Origin of the sequence: Pseudotabrizicola sp., from assembly GCF_030656345.1 — a bacterium.
In the GTDB taxonomy this organism is placed as follows: Bacteria; Pseudomonadota; Alphaproteobacteria; order Rhodobacterales; family Rhodobacteraceae; genus Pseudotabrizicola.
Genome location: NZ_JAUSNR010000010.1, coordinates 193,137 through 210,789, shown reverse-complemented (window position 1 = coordinate 210,789; position 17,653 = coordinate 193,137). Strand labels below are relative to the sequence as shown.

Sequence of the window (17,653 nt, the reverse complement as noted above, 5' to 3'; positions counted from 1 at the left end):
GCCGCTAGAGTGGGGCAAAGATCCCCTTGCAGGAGCCTGACCGATGCGCATGACCACCGAAGAAGCCTTTGTGAAAACCCTGCAGCGGCATGGCATCGAACATGCCTTTGGCATCATCGGTTCGGCCTTCATGCCGATTTCCGACCTGTTCCCGCGCGCGGGCATCACGTTCTGGGATTGCGCGCATGAGGGCAGCGGCGGGATGATGGCCGATGGTTATACCCGGGCCTGCGGCAAGATGAGCATGATGATCGCCCAGAACGGGCCGGGGATCACCAATTTTGTCACCGCCGTGAAAACTGCTTACTGGAACCACACGCCCTTGCTGCTGGTGACGCCACAGGCCGCGAACAAGACCATCGGCATGGGCGGGTTTCAGGAAGTCGAGCAGATGGCGCTTTTCAAGGATATGGTCTGCTATCAGGAAGAGGTGCGCGATCCCTCCCGCGTGGCCGAGGTGCTGAACCGCTGCATCCTGCAGGCCAAGCGGCAATCGGCCCCGGCGCAGATCAATATGCCACGCGATTTCTGGACTCAGGTGATTGATATCGAGTTGCCTGCCGTGGTGGAATTCGAGCGGCCATCGGGAGGAGAGACGGCGATAGCGCAGGCGGCGGCGCTGCTGTCCGAGGCGAAGTTCCCGGTGATCCTGAACGGGGCCGGTGTGGTACTGGGCGGGGCCATTGCCGCCAGCATGGCGCTGGCCGAACGGCTGGATGCGCCGGTTTGCGTCGGCTATCAGCACAATGATGCCTTTCCCGGCTCGCATCCGCTGTTTGCCGGGCCTTTGGGCTATAATGGATCAAAAGCGGCAATGGAGTTGATTTCTGAGGCAGATGTGGTATTGTGTTTGGGTACCCGGCTGAACCCGTTTTCAACGCTTCCGGGCTACGCGCTGGACTATTGGCCCCGTGCGGCCAAAATCATCCAAGTCGACATCAACCCGGATCGGATCGGGCTGACGAAACAGGTAACGGTGGGCATTGTCGGCGACTCGAAAAAGGTCGCCGAAGCGGTTTTGGCGCAATTGGCCATCACCGCAGGTGACCATGCGCGTAACGAACGCAAATCCAAAATCGCACAGGTGAAATCGGCTTGGGCGCAGGCTCTATCATCGATGGATCATGAAGAAGATGATCCGGGCACCTCATGGAATCAGCGCGCGCGCGCGGCCAAGCCAGACTGGATGAGCCCGCGCATGGCGTGGCGCGCGATTCAGTCGGCGCTGCCGCGTGAGGCGATCATCTCTTCCGACATCGGTAACAATTGCGCGATCGGCAATGCCTATCCAACCTTTGAGCAGGGGCGGAAGTATCTGGCACCGGGGCTGTTCGGCCCCTGCGGCTACGGCCTGCCTGCAATCGTCGGGGCCAAGATTGCCTGCCCCGATGTGCCGGTGGTCGGCTTTTCCGGTGATGGGGCGTTTGGCATTGCGGTGACGGAACTGACCGCCATCGGGCGCCCCGAATGGCCCGCGGTGACGATGGTGGTGTTCCGAAACTACCAATGGGGCGCGGAAAAGCGCAACTCTACCCTGTGGTATGACGATAACTTCGTGGGGACCGAGCTGGATGAAGGCGTGTCCTACGCTGGAATCGCGCGGGCTTGCGGTTTGCAGGGGGTGCAGGCGCGCACGATGGAAGAATTGCGTGACGCGCTGACGCAGGCTTTGGCGGATCAGAAGGCGGGCAAGACAACGCTGATCGAAGCAATGATCAATCAGGAACTGGGCGAGCCGTTCCGCCGCGACGCGATGAAAAAGCCGGTCGAGGTGGCGGGGATTTCCAAGGCTGACATGCGGCCGCAGGCGGTATGATCCCCTTTGGCCTGACCGGGGCCGAGGCGGCGCTGGTCGCCGCTGGCATGGTGGTGGCGGGCTATGTGCGCGGCTATTCCGGCTTTGGCTTCGCGGCTCTGGTGATGCTGTTTGCCGCACTGGTGACCGACCCGTTGCCGTTTGTGCCAGTGGTCATTCTGGCCGATATCTTCATGACCGCCGGGCAGGCGCGCGGGATCTGGGCGCATATCGACTGGCGTCGGGTCGGCGGACTGTTTGCGGGCTGTCTGGTCGGCGTGCCTGTGGGCGTGGCGGCAGTGCAATGGGCCGGGGCCGATCTGGGCCGGGCGGTGCTGTCGGTGTTTGTGCTGATTATGTGCGGGGTGATGCTGGCGGGCTGGCGGATCGGGCGGCAGGGGCACGCTGCGCATGTGGGTGTGGGGGCGGTGTCGGGCCTTGCCAATGGCATGGCCGTGGGCGGGCTGCCGGTGGCGGTGTTCTTTACGGCCGAAGGACTGGCCCCGGTGGTGTTCCGCGCCACCGTGATTGCCTATTTCACCGCGCTGGATCTGTGGTCGCTGCCGGTGCTGTGGCAGGCCGGGCAGATCACCCGTGACAGTTTCATCGCGACCGCTTTCGGATTGCCCTTTATGCTGATCGGGTTATGGCTTGGCGGGCGGCGGTTTGCCAGCACCAGCCCGCAGGATTTCCGGCGCTTTGCCATCCTGCTGCTGGCGGGGCTTTCGCTGGCCGGGCTTTTGAAATCGGTGATGTGATGCTTCTGGTGGTCAATTCAGGCTCGTCCTCGGTCAAACTGGCGGTGTTTGACGGGGCAGAGCTGTGCGCGCAGGCGCAGGTGGAAAACATCGGCAGTGGCGGGCCGGTGGATCATGCGGCGGCGCTTGATCTGGGGCTGCTGCGGCTGGCGCTGCCAGTGGCGCAGGTGCGGGCGGCGGCGCACCGGGTGGTGCATGGCGGGGCAGGGCTGACGCAGACCTGCCGGATCACGCGCGGGGTTGAGGCGGAGATTGAGGCTTGCGCCGGGCTGGCCCCGCTGCACAACCCGCCCGCCCTGGCGGGCATCCGCGCAGTGGCGCGGCTCTGGCCGGCGATGCCGCAATATGCGGCCTTTGACACCGCGTTTCACGCGACGAACCCGGAGGTGGCGACGGCATATGCCCTGCCATTGGCCGAGCGGGCGCGGGGGTTGCGGCGCTATGGCTTCCATGGCCTGTCCTACGCCGCAATTGTTCGAAAAGTGCAAGAAATGCCGGGTTCTGGCCTGCCAAAGCGGATGCTTTCGTTCCATTTGGGCAATGGTGCCTCTGCCTGCGCCATCCTTGACGGGCGGTCGGTCGCGTCGAGCATGGGGTTTTCGCCGCTGGACGGGCTGACGATGGGCACACGGCCCGGGGGGCTTGATCCGGCGGTGGTGATGGATCTGGTGGCGCGGCACGGGGCCGATGCGACGGAGCAGATGCTGAATCGTGCGTCAGGTCTGAAGGCGCTCGGCGGCAGCAATGACATGCGCGCGCTGCATGGCGCGGGCACGCCGGAGGCGGCTTTTGCCATCGATCATTTCTGCTACTGGGCCGCGCGGCATGGGGCCTCGCTGTGCGCCGCTCTGGGGGGCCTGGATGCCATCACCTTTACCGGGGGGATTGGTGAGAATGACGGTATCATCCGTTCCAAAATTGTGAACCGGCTTGCGTTTCTGGGGCCGGTCCTTGACGGTGATGCCAATGCGCGCGGCGACCGCGCCCTGCATGCGGCGACATCTTCCGTCGCGATCTGGACCGTTCCTGCCGATGAAGAACGCCAGATTGCCATCGAGGCGCGCGCCGTGATCGACCATGAAGAGGGGCTGCGATGAACCAACCGCGTTTGAACACATCGCCGCATGTCTCTGACGAGGTTCGCAAAACCACCTGCTACATGTGCGCCTGCCGCTGCGGCATCAACGTGCATCTGACCAGCGGTAAGGTCAGCTATATCGAAGGCAACCGCGACCATCCGATCAACAAGGGCGTTCTGTGTGCCAAGGGGGCGTCCGGCATCATGCAGGTGACAGCGCCCAGCAGGCTGCGCACCCCTTTGCGCCGGGTCGGGCCGCGTGGGTCGGGCGCGTTTGAGCCGATCAGCTGGGACGAGGCGTTGCAAACCGCGGTGGACTGGATGCGCCCCTTGCGGGAAACCGCGCCGGAAAAGCTTGCGTTCTTCACCGGGCGCGATCAGTCGCAGTCTTTCACCGGCTGGTGGGCGCAGGCTTTTGGCACGCCGAACTACGCGGCGCATGGCGGGTTCTGTTCGGTCAATATGGCGGCAGCGGGGATTTACACCCTTGGCGGCGCGTTCTGGGAATTCGGCGCACCCGATTGGGAGCGGAGCAAGCTGTTCGTGCTGTTCGGCGTGGCGGAAGACCATGACAGCAACCCGATCAAGATCGGCATCGGCAAGATGAAGGATCGCGGCGCGCGGGTGATCGGGGTCAACCCGATCCGCACCGGCTATAATGCGGTGGCCGATGACTGGATCGGGATCACGCCGGGCACCGACGGGTTGCTGATCCTGTCGCTGATCCATTGCCTGCTGCAGGCGGGCAAGGTCGATCTGGACTATCTGGCGCGGTTTACCAACGCGGCCTACCTGATCAACGAAACGGATGGCCCGGAAAAGGGGCTGTTCGTGCGCAATGCCGAAGCGCAGCCCTTTGTGATCGACCGCCGCACCGGCATGCCCGCCCCGTGGGAGGCCAAGGGCGTGCAGCCCGATCTGGGCGCGGTCTGGCAGGGGCATCGCACGGTGTTCCAGCATATGGCGGAACGCTACCTGTCGCCCGCCTATGCGCCCGAAGCGGTCGAGGCGCGCTGCGGGGTAAGCGCTTTGCGCATCCGGCAACTGGCGGCGGAACTGGCCGATGTGGCCTTCAATCAGGCCATTGAAATCGCGCAGCCTTGGGTCGATTTCCGTGGCGACGCACATGACACGATGATTGGCCGCCCGGTCAGCTTTCACGCGATGCGCGGCATCTCGGCCCATTCCAACGGCTTTCAGACCGGGCGCGCGCTGCATCTGCTGCAAATCGTGCTGGGCGCGGTGGAAACCCCGGGCAGCTGGCGGATGAAGCCGCCTTATCCCAAACCGATGGAGGCGCATCCGACCCCGCATTTCATGACTGTACCCGGTAAACCGCTGTCTGGCCCGCATCTGGGTTATGTGCGCGGGCCGGAGCAACTGGCGCTGCTGCCCGATGGCAGCCCGGCGCGGATCGACAAGGCGTTTTCATGGGAAAATCCGTTTTCCGCGCATGGGCTGATGCATATGGTCATCCCCAATGCCCATGCGGGCGACCCGTACCGCATTGATACGCTGTTTTTGTATATGGCGAATATGGCGTGGAATTCTTCCATGAACACCGCGCAGGTGATGGAGATGCTGACCGCGCAAGAGGCGGATGGCAGCTATACCATTCCGCGCATCATCTATTCCGATGCCTATGCGTCGGAAATGGTGGCCTATGCCGACCTGATCCTGCCCGACACCACCTATCTGGAACGGCACGACTGCATCTCGATGCTCGACCGTCCGGTGAGCGAGCCGGATGCGGCGGGCGATGCGATCCGCTGGCCGGTGGTGGAACCGGACCGCGATGTGCGCGGTTTTCAGTCGGTGCTGCTGGATCTGGGGGCACGGCTGGGCCTGCCGGGGATGGTCGCCGAGGATGGCACGCCGAAGTTCAGGGATTACGCCGATTACATCGTCACCCACCAGCGCCGCCCCGGTGTGGGGCCGCTGATGGGCTTTCGCGGCAATGGCGATGGGGAGGGGCGCGGCGCGCCCAACCCCGACCAGATGGCGCGCTACATCGAAAACGGCGGGTTTTATCAGGCCCATGTGCCGGCAGAGGCCAGTTTCTTCAAGCCGTGGAACATGGCCTATCAGGACTGGGCGGTGCAGGTCGGGCTGTTTGACACGCCGCAGCCCTACCTGTTCAACATCTGGTCCGAACCGATGCGCCGCTTTCAGCTGGCGGCCGAAGGCCACGGCCCGGTGCAGCCGCCTGACCATCTGCGCGACCGTCTCAAGCTGGCGATGGACCCGCTGCCGGTCTGGTATGAGCCCTTTGGTGATGCGGCCGGGCCGTTCGGGTTTGACGTGCACGCCCTGACGCAGCGCCCGATGGATATGTATCATTCCTGGGGCAGCCAGAACGCCTGGCTGCGGCAGATCAGGGGGCATAGCCCGTTGTTTGTGCCGACAAAACTCTGGCTGAAGCACGGGTTTGCCGAAGGTGACTGGGCACGCGTCACCTCTCCCACCGGGCAGATCACGGTGCCGGTGGTGCATATGGCAGCACTGAACGAAAACACGGTCTGGACGTGGAATGCGATCGGCAAGCGCAAAGGGGCCTGGGCGCTCAGCAAGGATGCGCCAGAGGCGAAGGAGGGTTTTCTGCTGAACCATCTGATATCCGAGCTGTTGCCCACCAAAGGCGATGGCATGCGCTATTCCAATTCCGACCCGGTGACGGGGCAGGCGGCATGGTTCGATCTGCGGGTGCGGATTGAACGGGCCGAGGCCCCGCCGGATGGCGCAAGCCTGCCCGCTTTCGCTGCGCTGACGCCCGTGGTGCCGGAAGGGGGCAAGCGATGACCTGTCTGCCGGGAAAAACCGACAAAGCGCTGGGGCTGGTGATCGACCTTGACACCTGCGTCGGCTGTCAGGCCTGTGTGACCGCCTGCAAAGGGTGGAACGATCAGGGCTACGGTGAGCCGCTTTCCGATCAAAACCCTTATGGATCAGACCCTTCCGGAACGTTCCTCAACCGGGTGCACAGCTATCAGGTGCAGCCAGCCGACGCCGCCCCGATGATCGTGAACTTCCCGCGATCCTGCCTGCATTGCACCGATGCGCCATGTGTTACCGTCTGCCCGACGGGTGCCAGCTACAAGCGGGTGGAAGACGGGATCGTGCTGGTGAATGAAGACGCCTGCATCGGCTGCGGGCTGTGTGCATGGGCCTGCCCTTATGGCGCGCGGGAAATGGATGCCGATGCCGGGGTGATGAAGAAATGCACCCTGTGTGTCGACCGTATCTACAACGAGAACCTGCCCGAAGAGGACCGCGAACCCGCCTGTGTGCGCACCTGCCCGACCGGGGCGCGGCATTTCGGCGATCTGGCAGACCCTGACAGCAAGGTCAGCCAGTTGGTGGCGGCGCGCGGCGGCTATGATCTGATGCCGGAACAGGGCACCCGGCCTGTCAACAAATATCTGCCACCGCGCAAGAGGGACCGGCCCGATCAGGCCAGCCTGCTGGCCCCGCTGCTGGACATCCAGGCCACCGGCTTTGCCGGGTGGCTGGACCGGGTTTTGGGGAAAATCTGAATGAATCCCGCATCTTCGGTTATCATCTTCACAGTGCTGTCGGGCATGGGTTTTGGCTATCTTGCGGTTCTGGCCACTGTTCATGATTACAGCGGCGTTGCCGCGTTCTGGCATTGGTTTATCGGCTATCTGCTGGCCACGGTGGGGCTTGCGGCATCGGCCTTTCACCTTGGCAACCCGAAACGTGGCTTGCTGGCCTTTACCCAGTGGCGGTCCAGCTGGCTGAGCCGTGAGGCGTGGGGGGCGGTGCTGGCGCTGCTGGTGCTTGCGCCGGTGGCGCTGTCGGACTGGCTGGGCCTTGGTCTGCCGCGCGGCGTGGGCTGGCTGGGGGCGGCGCTTGCGGTGGCAAGTGTCGTGGCCACCGGCATGATCTATGCCCAGATCCGCGCGGTGCCGCGCTGGCATCATTGGGGGGTTCCGGCGCTGTATCTGGCCTTTGCCGCTGCCGGAGGCTGCCTGCTGGCGGGGTTGAAGGGTGCTTCGCTGGTCGCCTTGCCGGTGCTGGGTGTCCTGATGGTGCTGCACTGGCGGGTGGGGGATGGCGCATTTTCACGTGCCGGCAGCACGCTGGGCACTGCAACGGGCTTGGGCGGGCGTGGCCGGCTGAGCGTGTTTGAACCCGCGCATACCGCAGGCAACTACCTGCTGCATGAGATGATCTATGTGGTGGGCCGCCGCCATGTGCCCAAGCTGCGCGCGCTGGCGCTGATACTGGCTGTGGCTCTGCCGTTCCTCGCGATGCTGCTGCTGCCGGGGCGCTTTGGCCCCTATGTGGCGGTGCCGCTGCATCTGCTGGGGGCCTTTGCCCAACGCTGGCTGTTTTTCGCCGAGGCCGAACATGTTGTTGGCCTGTATTACGGCAAACGCTAAGCCCCTTGCACGGTCGCGGCTGCTGGATCATGCTGCCGCCGTCGGTGAGTTCTGATGGAGGACGCACTCTGAACGCTATGGATGGAACGGGTCTGGCCGGAAACACCACCGAAGCAGTGCTTCTGGTGGTGTCTGACGTTGTGGCCGATCTGGCCGAAGCCAGCGTTCTGGGCCTTGGGATGGACCCCGCCGAAGCAGCGATCCAGCATGCCATGGTCCGGCTTTCGGGGGCCTTGCGCTGCCCGCTGCGGCTGACGATTGTGAACAAGGTCTGGATATCCGGTCAGGGCACCGATCTTGCGCCGGGCCGGATTGTGCACGGCGGCGCAGCGCTGGACGGGGTGTCCGATGCGCTGCCTGCGGCCTTGCGCCAAGGGCTTGGCGCAGTTCTGCGCGCGCTGTCGGCCCTGCACCGGGCGGGCAAGGCCGGGGCCGAACGGCAGATGGCGGAACAGCGCGCCGCGAACAAGCTTGCCCGGCGGGACCGGCTGCTGCGCAGCATGTTTGATCTGTCGCCGGTCGGCGTTGTGCTGATCGACTATCCCACCGGCAGGATCATGGAGGTCAACGCCGCCTTTGCCGGCTTTGGCAACTGGACCCGTGGCGATCTGATCGGCGCCACGATCCGCTCGCTGGTGCATCAAGATCACGAGTCCATCATCACCGCCGCCGTCGCACAACTGGAAGAGGGCGGGCAGTTCGGCCCGATTGACCAGCAGTTCATGCGCCCAGACGGTTCAGACTTCCCGGCGGTTCTGCGCGGCCTGATGCTGGGTACGGGCTGCCACAAGAAGGTCGTCTGGCTGTTAATTGAGGATGTCAGCGAGTTGCAGGCGCATCTGGCAGAGGTGCAGGCCGTACGCGATGAGGCGGTGCGCGCGCGCGAAGAGCTGCACACCGCCGTGCAGGCGCTTCCGCACGGGTTCATGCTGCTGGATGCCGAAGACCGTGTTGTCATGGTCAATTCGCAGATGTCAGCGCTTTATCTCGAAATGGCCGGATTGATGGCCCCTGGTGTCCGCTATGAGGACATTCTGCGGGCTGGCGTGGACATCGGCTGGTGGCCCGAGGCAAAGGGGCGCGAGGAAGCGTTCATCGGCGAGGTTCTGGCTGTCCGTCACGATGCGGTCTATGATGCCACGGTCGATCTGCTGAACGGTAAATCGATACGCGTCGTCGACCGCAGAACGCCCTCGGGCGGGCGGGTCGGTCTGCGGATCGACATCACGGCCGAGCGCGAAAATCAGCGGCGTCTGTCACAGGTGATTGAGGGCTCGCAGGCCGGGACCTGGGAATCTGACTTTGTGACCGGCGAAAACCGGGTCAACGAACGCTGGGCGGAAATGCTGGGCTGGACCTGCGCCGAGATGGCACCGATCACCATGACGACGTGGCAAAGCCTGCTGCACCCCGATGATGCAGGGCCGACCCTGTCGATGGTTTGCCGCGTGCGACAGGGAGAGACCGACCGCTTTGATCTGGCGTTCCGGCTGCGGCACCGGGCGGGGCATTGGGTCTGGGTGCAGTCGCGCGGTCATGTCTCGAAGCGTGATCAGAATGGCATTCCGGTATGCATGTCCGGGGTGCATGTCGATGTCTCGGCGCTCAAGGCCGCTGAGCAGCGGATGGAGCAGATCATCGAAGGGGCGGAGGTCGGCACCTGGCACCATGACATGACGGCAGGTCTGTGCCATGTAAACGAACTTTGGGCCGCGATGCTGGGCTACACGCTGGAAGAGCTTGGCCCGGTGACCGATGCGGTCTGGCAAAGCCTGTTGCATCCGGACGACTGGGCCAATCTGAACGGCACCCAGGATTCACGGTTTGCAAAAGGCACGATCCGGTTCGACGACGCGTTTCGGCTGCGCCACAAAGATGGCCACTGGGTCTGGGTCGCCTCTCGCGGGCAGATCACCGCATGGGGTGCCGATGGAAAGCCAACCGCCACCTCCGGCGTGCATCTGGATATCAGCGAGCGCAAGCGGCTGGAGGTCGATCTGGAGGCCGAGCGCGACTTTCTGTCGACGCTGATGGAAACCTCGGGGTTCGGTATTCTGGCGGTGGATGAAACATCGCGGATCGTGTTTTTCAACCGCGAAGTGCAGCGCATTCTGGAACAGCCCGATGAGGCGCTGCTGAATCAGATCTGTGACCCGGTTCGGTTGCATCTGCATGATGCCGCTGGCGAGGCGTTGCCGTTTTCGCGCATGGCCTGCCAGCTTGCGCTGAAAACGGGTGAGGTGATCCGCGATCTGCGGCTGCGCGTGCACATGGCGGACGGGCGGATCAAGGTGCTGTCGATGAACGCGGCTGTCCTGCCTGAGGCCGGAATCGCGGCACGGGTGGTGTGCACCATCACCGATGTGACCGCCGCCGCGCAGGCCGAGGACAATCTGCGCGCGGCAATCCACCGGGCGGAAGAGGCCAGCCGCGCCAAATCGCAGTTTCTGGCCAATATGAGCCATGAGTTGCGCACGCCACTGAACGGCGTTCTGGGCATGGCAGAGCTGCTGGCCGAAGGGGTGAGCGACCCCAAGCAAGGGGCGATGCTGGATGCGATCCGCGAATCCGGGGTTCACCTGCTGTCGGTGGTGAATGACATTCTGGATCTGGCAAAGATCGAAAGCGGCAAGCTGATGCTTGATCTGGCCCCGCTGTCGCTGCGCGATCTGGCAAAACGGATCGAGCTGATGCATGGGATGTCGGCGCGTGGCAAAGGGATTGATCTGAAGGTCAGCCTGGGGTCGGGCACCGGCAAGATGCGGATGGGCGATGCAACGCGGCTGTTGCAGGTTCTGCACAATCTTGTAGGCAACGCGATCAAGTTTACGGAATCCGGTTCAGTCACGGTCATGATTGAAGAAGTGACCGGGGATGATGACAAGCTGCGCATCGTCGTGTCAGACACCGGCATCGGGATGAGCGATGATCAGACGGCGATTGTCTTTGATGAGTTTACCCAAGGCGATGAATCGATCACCCGGCGCTTTGGGGGCACCGGGCTGGGCCTGCCCATCGTGCGGCGGCTGATGAGCCTGATGAAGGGCGAGGTTGCGTTGGTCAGCGCCTCTGGCAGGGGCACAACGGTGACGCTGACCGTGCCGATGCCGCAGATCGACAACGCGCCGCAATCGCCTGACTTGCCGGATCTGCCGGATGTGGCCGGCCTGCGCGTTCTGCTGGCCGAAGACAATTCCACCAACCGGCTGATCATGCGCGCCATGCTGAACCGGCTGGGCATCACGGTGACGCTGGTGTGCGACGGGGACGAGGCGGTAGAGGCCTGGGCCCCCGGCCAGTTCGATGTGGTGCTGCTGGACATTTCGATGCCGCGCAAGGACGGGCTGACCGCGCTGACCGAGCTGCGCGACAAGGCCGGCGCGGCGGGCCTGCCGCCAGTGCTGGCGGTCACCGCCCATGCGATGGCGCAGAACGTGGCTGATTACCGCGCCGCCGGTTTTGCCGATGTGGTGACCAAGCCGATCTCGCTTCACGCGTTGGCGCGCGCGATTGACCTGACGCGAAAGCCTGTTGCAAACCCGCCCGGAAATTCGGCATCTTTGCGCTGACATGGGCCGCTTTGCCCGTTTCTTCGGCGCTGACGGGGGCGCGAACGATTGCTTGTGGCGAATCGGCGTTGGGTTTTACCGTATGGTCAAACAACAACGAAAACAGGGGGTGATAAGAATGATCGGGATGAAACGGGGCGTCTCACGGCGCGGAATGATCCTTGGCGGCGGCGTGCTTGGCCTTGGCGCGGCGTTCCTGCCGCGCGCGGTTCTGGCCGAGGGGCCGCTGAAGGTGGCAGGCATCTACACGGTGCCGGTCGAACAGCAATGGGCCGGGCGCATCCATCAGGCCGCCGAGGCCGCAAAAGCGGCGGGCGTGGTTGAGTATACCTACACCGAAAATGTGGCCAACACCGATTACCCGCGCGTCATGCGCGAATATGCCGAGAGCGGTGTTCAGCTGATCGTGGGCGAGATTTTCGGGGTCGAGGCCGAAGCGCGCGAAGTGGCGGCGGAATATCCCGAGGTGGCGTTCCTGATGGGATCGTCCTTTATGCCGGATGCGGCGGCGAACCCCAATCTGGCGGTGTTTGACAACTATATTCAGGATGCAAGCTATCTGTCGGGCATCATCGCGGGGGCAATGACCACATCGGGCAATATCGGTCTGGTCGGCGGCTTTCCGATCCCCGAGGTCAACCGGCTGATGCACGCCTTCATGGCCGGTGTGCGCGAAACCCGCCCCGATGCGTCGTTTCAGGTGACGTTCATCGGGTCATGGTTCGACCCGCCGAAAGCCAAGGAAACGGCCTTTGCGATGATCGAGGCCGGGGCGGATCTGCTGTACGCAGAACGCTTTGGCGTGGCCGATGCGGCGATGGAACGCGGCGTGCTGGCGATTGGCAACGTGATCGACACCCAGGCCGATTATCCTGAAACGGTGGTCGCCTCTGCGCTGTGGCACTTTGAGCCGACGTTTGAGGCGGCGGTGGCTGCGGTGACGGCTGGCAATTTTGCCGCCGAGAATTACGGCGTTTACAGCTATATGCAGGCGGGGGGCTGTTCGCTGGCACCGCTTGGCACGTTCGAGGGCAAGGTGCCTGCGGCGGCGATGGAACTGGTCGCGGCCCGGCAGGCGGCGATCATGGATGGCAGCTTTAGCGTCGAAATTGACGACAGTGAGCCGAAATCATCGTGAGCTTTGACAGCGCTGAGGCGGAGGGTGTCCTCCGCCTCGACCGGATTACCAAACGGTTTGGCAGGCTGGTGGCGAATGACGCCATCAGCCTGACCCTGCACAGGGGTGAGGTGCTGGCGCTGTTGGGCGAAAACGGCGCGGGCAAGACCACGCTGATGAACATTCTGTTCGGGCATTATCTGGCGGATGAAGGCACGGTGACCGCCTTTGGCCAGCCCTTGCCCGCCGGGCAGCCGAAGGCCGCCTTGGCGGCGGGCATCGGCATGGTGCATCAGCATTTCACGCTGGCCGATCAGCTGACGGTGCTGGAAAACATCACTCTGGGGACGGAAAGCGTTTGGTCACTGGGCCGGGGGCGGGCGGCGGCACTTGCAAAGGTGCAGGCGCTGAGCCTTGATTTCGGGTTGGCGGTGGACCCGCACGCCCGCGTGGCCGACCTGTCGGTGGGCGAGCGGCAGCGGGTGGAAATCCTCAAGGCGCTGTACCGTGACGCGCGTATTCTGATCCTCGACGAGCCGACAGCGGTCCTGACCCCGCAAGAAGCCGAGGCCCTGTTCCAGACCCTGCGGCTGGCTACTGCGCGCGGGCTGTCGGTGATTTTCATCAGCCACAAGCTGCATGAGGTGATGGGCCATTCCGACACCTGCGTCGTGCTGCGCCATGGCCGCGTGGTGGGGCAGGTGGCGACACGGGACACTGACCGGCGCGCGCTTGCCGCGATGATGGTGGGGGCCGAGATGGCCGAGGCCACGGTCGCCCCGGGCGTGCCCGGCCCGGTGCGGCTGTCGCTGCGCAATGTGCGGGCGGGGGCGCTGCGCGAGGTCACGCTGGCGTTGCGCGCGGGCACGATCACCGGGCTGGCGGGCGTGTCGGGCAACGGGCAGGCGGCACTGGCCGATCTGATCGGCGGCGCGCTGGGGCCAGAGGCGGGGGAGATGCTGGTGGATGGCGCAGCCGTGCCGCACTGGTCGCCGCGCGCGGCTATCGGGGCCGGGGTGGGCCGCATTCCCGAAGACCGTCACAAGACCGGAACGGTGGCCGATTTCACGCTGGCAGAGAACGCGGTGCTGGAAACCTATGCCACCCGGTTTTCCCGCGCCGGATTTGTCGACTGGGCCGCCGTGCGGCGGCACACCGAGAGCCTGATCGCAGGCTACGATGTGCGTTGCCCGGGGCCGGAGGCGCGGATCAGGCTGCTGTCGGGCGGGAACATGCAAAAGCTGATCCTTGGCCGGGTGATGGAAGAACACCCCGGTATATTGATCGCCAATCAGCCGGTGCGGGGGTTGGATGTGGGGGCGATTGCCTATGTGCACGGGCGGCTGGTCGCGGCGCGCGATGCGGGGGCGGCGGTGCTGCTGATCTCCGAAGATCTGGATGAGGTGATGGGTCTGTCAGACGTGATTCATGTGATCAGCGAGGGGCGGCTGTCGCCTGCTTTCCCGCGCGGCGCGCTGACGCAGGGCGAGCTTGGGTTGTGGATGGCGGGGCATGGCTTCGGGCAGGGGCTTGGCGATGCGGCTTGAACCTGTTGCCAACCCGACCCTGCTGCGCCAGCTGGGGCTGCCCGCACTGGCCCTTGGGGCCACGGTGCTGGTCGCCATGGCTCTGGCGCTGTTGGCCGGGGCCGATCCCTTTGCGGTTCTGGGCCAGATCCTGACGGGGGCGCTGGGGTCGCGGCTGGCGGTGCTGGAGACGCTGAACCGCGCCACACCGCTGATCTTTACCGGGCTGGCGGTCGCGGTGGCGTTCCGGGCAAGGCTGTGGAACATCGGGGCCGAGGCGCAGCTGTATGCGGGCGCCATCATCGCGGTGCTGCTGGGGACGGGTGCCTTGGGCGCGCCCTTTGTGCTGCCGGTCAGTGCCGTGGTGGCGCTGCTGGCGGGGGCGATGCTGCTGCTGGTGCCGGTGCTTTTGAAGGTCCGGTTAGGGGTGGATGAGGTGGTGACCACCCTCCTGCTCAATTTCATCATGGCGCTGTTTGTCAGCTATCTGCTGGAAGGCCCGATGAAAGACCCGATGGGCATGGGCTGGCCAAAATCTTCGGCGCTGATCGCTGAGGCCCGCCTGCCGCGCATTGTTGATGGCTTGCGCCTGCACTGGGGCTTTGGACTGGCGCTGATTGCGGCGGGGATCGTCTGGGTGATCCAGACCCGCACCACGCTGGGGTTCGAGATGCGGGCGGTGGGGGCCAATATCCGCGCCGCGCGTTTTGCGGGCATGCCGGTGAATGCGGTGCTGGTGAAAACCGCGCTGCTGTCGGGCGGGCTGGCGGCATTGGCGGGCTGGTCCGAGGTGGCGGGGGCCAAGGGGCACCTGTCTTTGGACCTGTCGCCGGGGTTTGGCTACACCGGGATTATCGTCGCCATGCTGGCGCTGCTGCACCCGCTGGGCGTGGTGGTGACCGCGTTGTTCGTGGCCGGGGTGTTTGTCGGGGCCGATGCCATGAGCCGGAGCGCCGGGGTGCCGACCTATATCGCCGATATGCTGCTGGCGGTGGCGCTGTTGTTCATGGTGTTGGCGATTGCCTTGACCAAGGTGAGGGTCGTGCGTGGATGACGGATGGTGTGCTTTGGGCCGACCGCCGGGGGCTTCGCGCCCCCGGACCCCCGCGGAGTATTTTTGCCAAGATGAACGGGGCAACAGGTGATTGAAATCCTGATCTCGGCCAGTTTCTGGGCGGCAGTGTTGCGCATCGCGTCACCGCTGATTTTCGCCACCATGGGCGAGCTGATCTGTGAGCGGGCCGGGGTGTTGAACCTTGGGATCGAGGGGATCATGGTGATCGGGGCCTTTGCCGGGTGGATGGCGGTCTATCTGGGCCTGCCGCTGTGGGGCGGGGTGGCGGTGGCTTTCGGGGCAGGGGCGTTGTTCGGGCTGTTGCACGGGGTGCTGGTGGTGCCGTTTGGCCTGAGCCAGCATGTAGTGGGGCTGGGGGTGACGATGCTGGCGACGGCAACCGCCTATTTCGCCTATCGGCTGGCTTTGCCGCAGGTGACAAGCCCGCCGAAGATCACGCCGTTTCAGGCGTGGGAGGTGCCGGTGTTGTCGGACATTCCACTGCTGGGTCCGGCGCTGTTTGCGCAGACGCCGCTGACCTACGCAGCCTTTGCCTGTGCCGGGCTGGTGGCCTTTGTGCTGTACCGGACACCTTTGGGGCTGGCGCTGCGGGCGGCGGGCGAGAACCCGGCGGCGCTGGAGGCGCAGGGCGTGTCGGTGACGGGCGTGCGGATCGGCGCGGTGATGGTGGGATCGGGGCTGATGGCGGTGGGGGGAAGTTTTCTGACCCTGTCGGCGTTTTCATCGTTTTTCTTTGAGATGGTCAACGGACGCGGCTGGATCTGCATTGCGTTGGTGGTATTTGGGGCGTGGCGGCCGGGCAAGGCGGTGCTGGGGGCATTGCTGTTTGCCGGGTTTGATGCTCTGCAGATCCGGTTGCAGCAGACGCCAATCGGCGCGGTGGTGCCGTATCAGCTGTTCCTGATGCTGCCATATGTGTTTTCCATTCTGGCGCTGGTGGCAATGTCGCGCCGCGCGCAGGTGCCAGCGGCGCTGATGGTGCCTTATACCAAGGGGGAGCGGTGATGTTTGATCTGATCGTCAAGGGCGGCACTCTGCCCGATGGAAGGGTGGCCGATATCGGCATCCGGGGCGACCGCATCATCGAGGTGGGGCGGATCGAGGCCGAGGCGGGGGCGGTCATTGATGCCACCGGCGATCTGGTCAGCCCGCCCTTTGTCGATCCGCATTTCCATATGGATGCGGTGTTGTCCTATGGCCTGCCACGGGTGAATGCCTCGGGCACGCTGCTGGAAGGCATTAGCCTTTGGGGCGAGTTGCGCGAGCAGGCATCGGTGGACGACATGGTGGCGCGCGCCCTGCGCTATTGTGACTGGGCGGTCAGCATGGGTTTGCTGGCGATCCGCACACATGTGGACACCACGCCCGACCATCTGCGCGGGGTCACGGCGATGCTGGAGGTGCAGCGAACGGTTGCCCCCTATCTGGACCTGCAACTGGTGGCCTTCCCGCAGGACGGCCTTTATCGCAGCCCTACGGGGCGGCAGAACGTCCTGCGCGCGCTGGATATGGGGGTTGGCGTGGTGGGCGGCATCCCGCACTTTGAGCGCACGATGGAGGAGGGGGCCGAGTCCTTGTGCGATCTGGCCCGTATCGCGGCCGAGCGCGGGCTGATGTGGGATGTCCATTGCGATGAGACCGATGATCCGCAAAGCCGCCATGTCGAGACCATGGCGCGTGAGGTGGTGCGGCACGGGTTGGGCGCGCGGGCGGCGGGGTCGCATTTGACATCCATGCATTCGATGGACAACTACTACGTGTCCAAGCTGATTCCGCTGATTGCCGAAAGCGGCATGACGGCGATTCCCAATCCGCTGATCAACATCACCCTGCAGGGCCGGCACGACAGCTATCCCAAGCGGCGCGGCCTGACCCGGGTGCGCGAATTGCAGGCGGCGGGCGTCACGGTGGGCTGGGGGCAGGATTGTGTGCTGGACCCGTGGTACAGTCTGGGCACGGCAGACATGCTGGATGTGGCCTTCATGGGCCTGCACGTGGCGCAGATGACCCACCCGGAAGAGATGGCGCGCTGTTTCCGCATGGTGACGCAGGACAATGCCAGCATCATGGGGCTGCACGATTACGGGCTGGTGCCGGGCGGTCTGGCCTCGCTGGTGGTGCTGGACGCCGGGTCCCCGGTCGAGGCGCTGCGCTTGCGGCCTGACCGTCTGGCCGTGGTGTCCAAAGGCCGGATCGTGGCGCAAAAACAGCGCAACGACACGCGGTTGGCACTGCCCGAGCGGCCGGAACAGGTGCGGCGACGCCATGGCGGGGCAGCCTGACCGGCACCGCCGGTTAGGTCGGAAGCGACTAAAATGCCGTGCGAATTGCG

General features: G+C 64.6%; 12 protein-coding genes. All 12 read left to right on the top strand.

Annotated elements, in window-relative coordinates:
* Positions 1-43 precede the first annotated feature (43 nt).
* The 12 genes from xsc (at position 44) to Q7J44_RS04650 (ending at position 17,603) form a co-directional block, all read left to right on the top strand.
* Entirely contained in the window at positions 44-1,816 is a 1,773-nt protein-coding gene (gene xsc / locus Q7J44_RS04705; protein ID WP_304877494.1) for a sulfoacetaldehyde acetyltransferase, read from the top strand.
* Positions 1,813-2,553: a sulfite exporter TauE/SafE family protein gene (locus tag Q7J44_RS04700; protein WP_304877492.1), complete on the top strand. Its 741-nt coding sequence runs from the start codon at positions 1,813-1,815 to the stop codon at positions 2,551-2,553. The genes xsc and Q7J44_RS04700 overlap by 4 nt, the downstream gene beginning before the upstream one ends.
* Complete coding sequence (locus Q7J44_RS04695) at positions 2,553-3,650, top strand: acetate/propionate family kinase (RefSeq protein WP_304877490.1); 1,098 nt, start codon at positions 2,553-2,555, stop codon at positions 3,648-3,650. Before Q7J44_RS04700 ends, Q7J44_RS04695 begins: the two co-directional genes overlap by 1 nt.
* The gene (locus Q7J44_RS04690; RefSeq protein ID WP_304877488.1) at positions 3,647-6,430 is read left to right on the top strand and encodes a molybdopterin oxidoreductase family protein; all 2,784 of its coding nucleotides are present in this window, start codon (positions 3,647-3,649) and stop codon (positions 6,428-6,430) included. The genes Q7J44_RS04695 and Q7J44_RS04690 overlap by 4 nt, the downstream gene beginning before the upstream one ends.
* Positions 6,427-7,164: a 4Fe-4S dicluster domain-containing protein gene (locus Q7J44_RS04685; RefSeq protein ID WP_304877486.1), complete on the top strand. Its 738-nt coding sequence runs from the start codon at positions 6,427-6,429 to the stop codon at positions 7,162-7,164. Before Q7J44_RS04690 ends, Q7J44_RS04685 begins: the two co-directional genes overlap by 4 nt.
* Positions 7,165-8,034, top strand: coding sequence for a DmsC/YnfH family molybdoenzyme membrane anchor subunit (locus Q7J44_RS04680; protein WP_304877484.1), 870 nt, complete (start codon positions 7,165-7,167; stop codon positions 8,032-8,034). It abuts the gene before it with no gap.
* A gap of 77 nt (positions 8,035-8,111) precedes the next feature.
* Complete coding sequence (locus Q7J44_RS04675; protein WP_304877481.1) at positions 8,112-11,603, top strand: PAS domain S-box protein; 3,492 nt, start codon at positions 8,112-8,114, stop codon at positions 11,601-11,603.
* A 127-nt stretch (positions 11,604-11,730) separates the two neighbouring features.
* Positions 11,731-12,741, top strand: coding sequence for a BMP family protein (locus Q7J44_RS04670; protein ID WP_370692964.1), 1,011 nt, complete (start codon positions 11,731-11,733; stop codon positions 12,739-12,741).
* On the top strand, positions 12,738-14,267 hold the full coding sequence (locus Q7J44_RS04665; protein ID WP_370692952.1) for an ABC transporter ATP-binding protein: 1,530 nt from the start codon (positions 12,738-12,740) through the stop codon (positions 14,265-14,267). The genes Q7J44_RS04670 and Q7J44_RS04665 overlap by 4 nt, the downstream gene beginning before the upstream one ends.
* On the top strand, positions 14,257-15,300 hold the full coding sequence (locus tag Q7J44_RS04660) for an ABC transporter permease (protein ID WP_304877479.1): 1,044 nt from the start codon (positions 14,257-14,259) through the stop codon (positions 15,298-15,300). Before Q7J44_RS04665 ends, Q7J44_RS04660 begins: the two co-directional genes overlap by 11 nt.
* An 87-nt stretch (positions 15,301-15,387) precedes the next feature.
* Positions 15,388-16,326 carry an ABC transporter permease gene (locus Q7J44_RS04655; protein WP_304877476.1) on the top strand — a complete coding sequence of 313 codons (939 nt, stop codon included), beginning with the start codon at positions 15,388-15,390 and terminating at the stop codon, positions 16,324-16,326.
* Positions 16,326-17,603 (top strand): cytosine deaminase, encoded by a 1,278-nt coding sequence (locus tag Q7J44_RS04650; RefSeq protein WP_304877473.1) that lies wholly within the window; start codon positions 16,326-16,328, stop codon positions 17,601-17,603. Before Q7J44_RS04655 ends, Q7J44_RS04650 begins: the two co-directional genes overlap by 1 nt.
* Positions 17,604-17,653: the final 50 nt, after the last annotated feature.

Excerpts from the sequence above, each read along its gene's own strand:
- Q7J44_RS04675 (WP_304877481.1), top strand. The coding sequence starts at position 8,112 with ATGGATGGAACGGGTCTGGCCGGAAACACCACCGAAGCAGTGCTTCTG.
- Q7J44_RS04680 (WP_304877484.1), top strand. The coding sequence starts at position 7,165 with ATGAATCCCGCATCTTCGGTTATCATCTTCACAGTGCTGTCGGGCATG.
- Q7J44_RS04685 (WP_304877486.1), top strand. The coding sequence starts at position 6,427 with ATGACCTGTCTGCCGGGAAAAACCGACAAAGCGCTGGGGCTGGTGATC.
- Q7J44_RS04695 (WP_304877490.1), top strand. The coding sequence starts at position 2,553 with ATGCTTCTGGTGGTCAATTCAGGCTCGTCCTCGGTCAAACTGGCGGTG.
- Q7J44_RS04650 (WP_304877473.1), top strand. The coding sequence starts at position 16,326 with ATGTTTGATCTGATCGTCAAGGGCGGCACTCTGCCCGATGGAAGGGTG.
- Q7J44_RS04700 (WP_304877492.1), top strand. The coding sequence starts at position 1,813 with ATGATCCCCTTTGGCCTGACCGGGGCCGAGGCGGCGCTGGTCGCCGCT.
- Q7J44_RS04660 (WP_304877479.1), top strand. The coding sequence starts at position 14,257 with ATGCGGCTTGAACCTGTTGCCAACCCGACCCTGCTGCGCCAGCTGGGG.
- Q7J44_RS04690 (WP_304877488.1), top strand. The coding sequence starts at position 3,647 with ATGAACCAACCGCGTTTGAACACATCGCCGCATGTCTCTGACGAGGTT.
- Q7J44_RS04670 (WP_370692964.1), top strand. The coding sequence starts at position 11,731 with ATGAAACGGGGCGTCTCACGGCGCGGAATGATCCTTGGCGGCGGCGTG.
- xsc (WP_304877494.1), top strand. The coding sequence starts at position 44 with ATGCGCATGACCACCGAAGAAGCCTTTGTGAAAACCCTGCAGCGGCAT.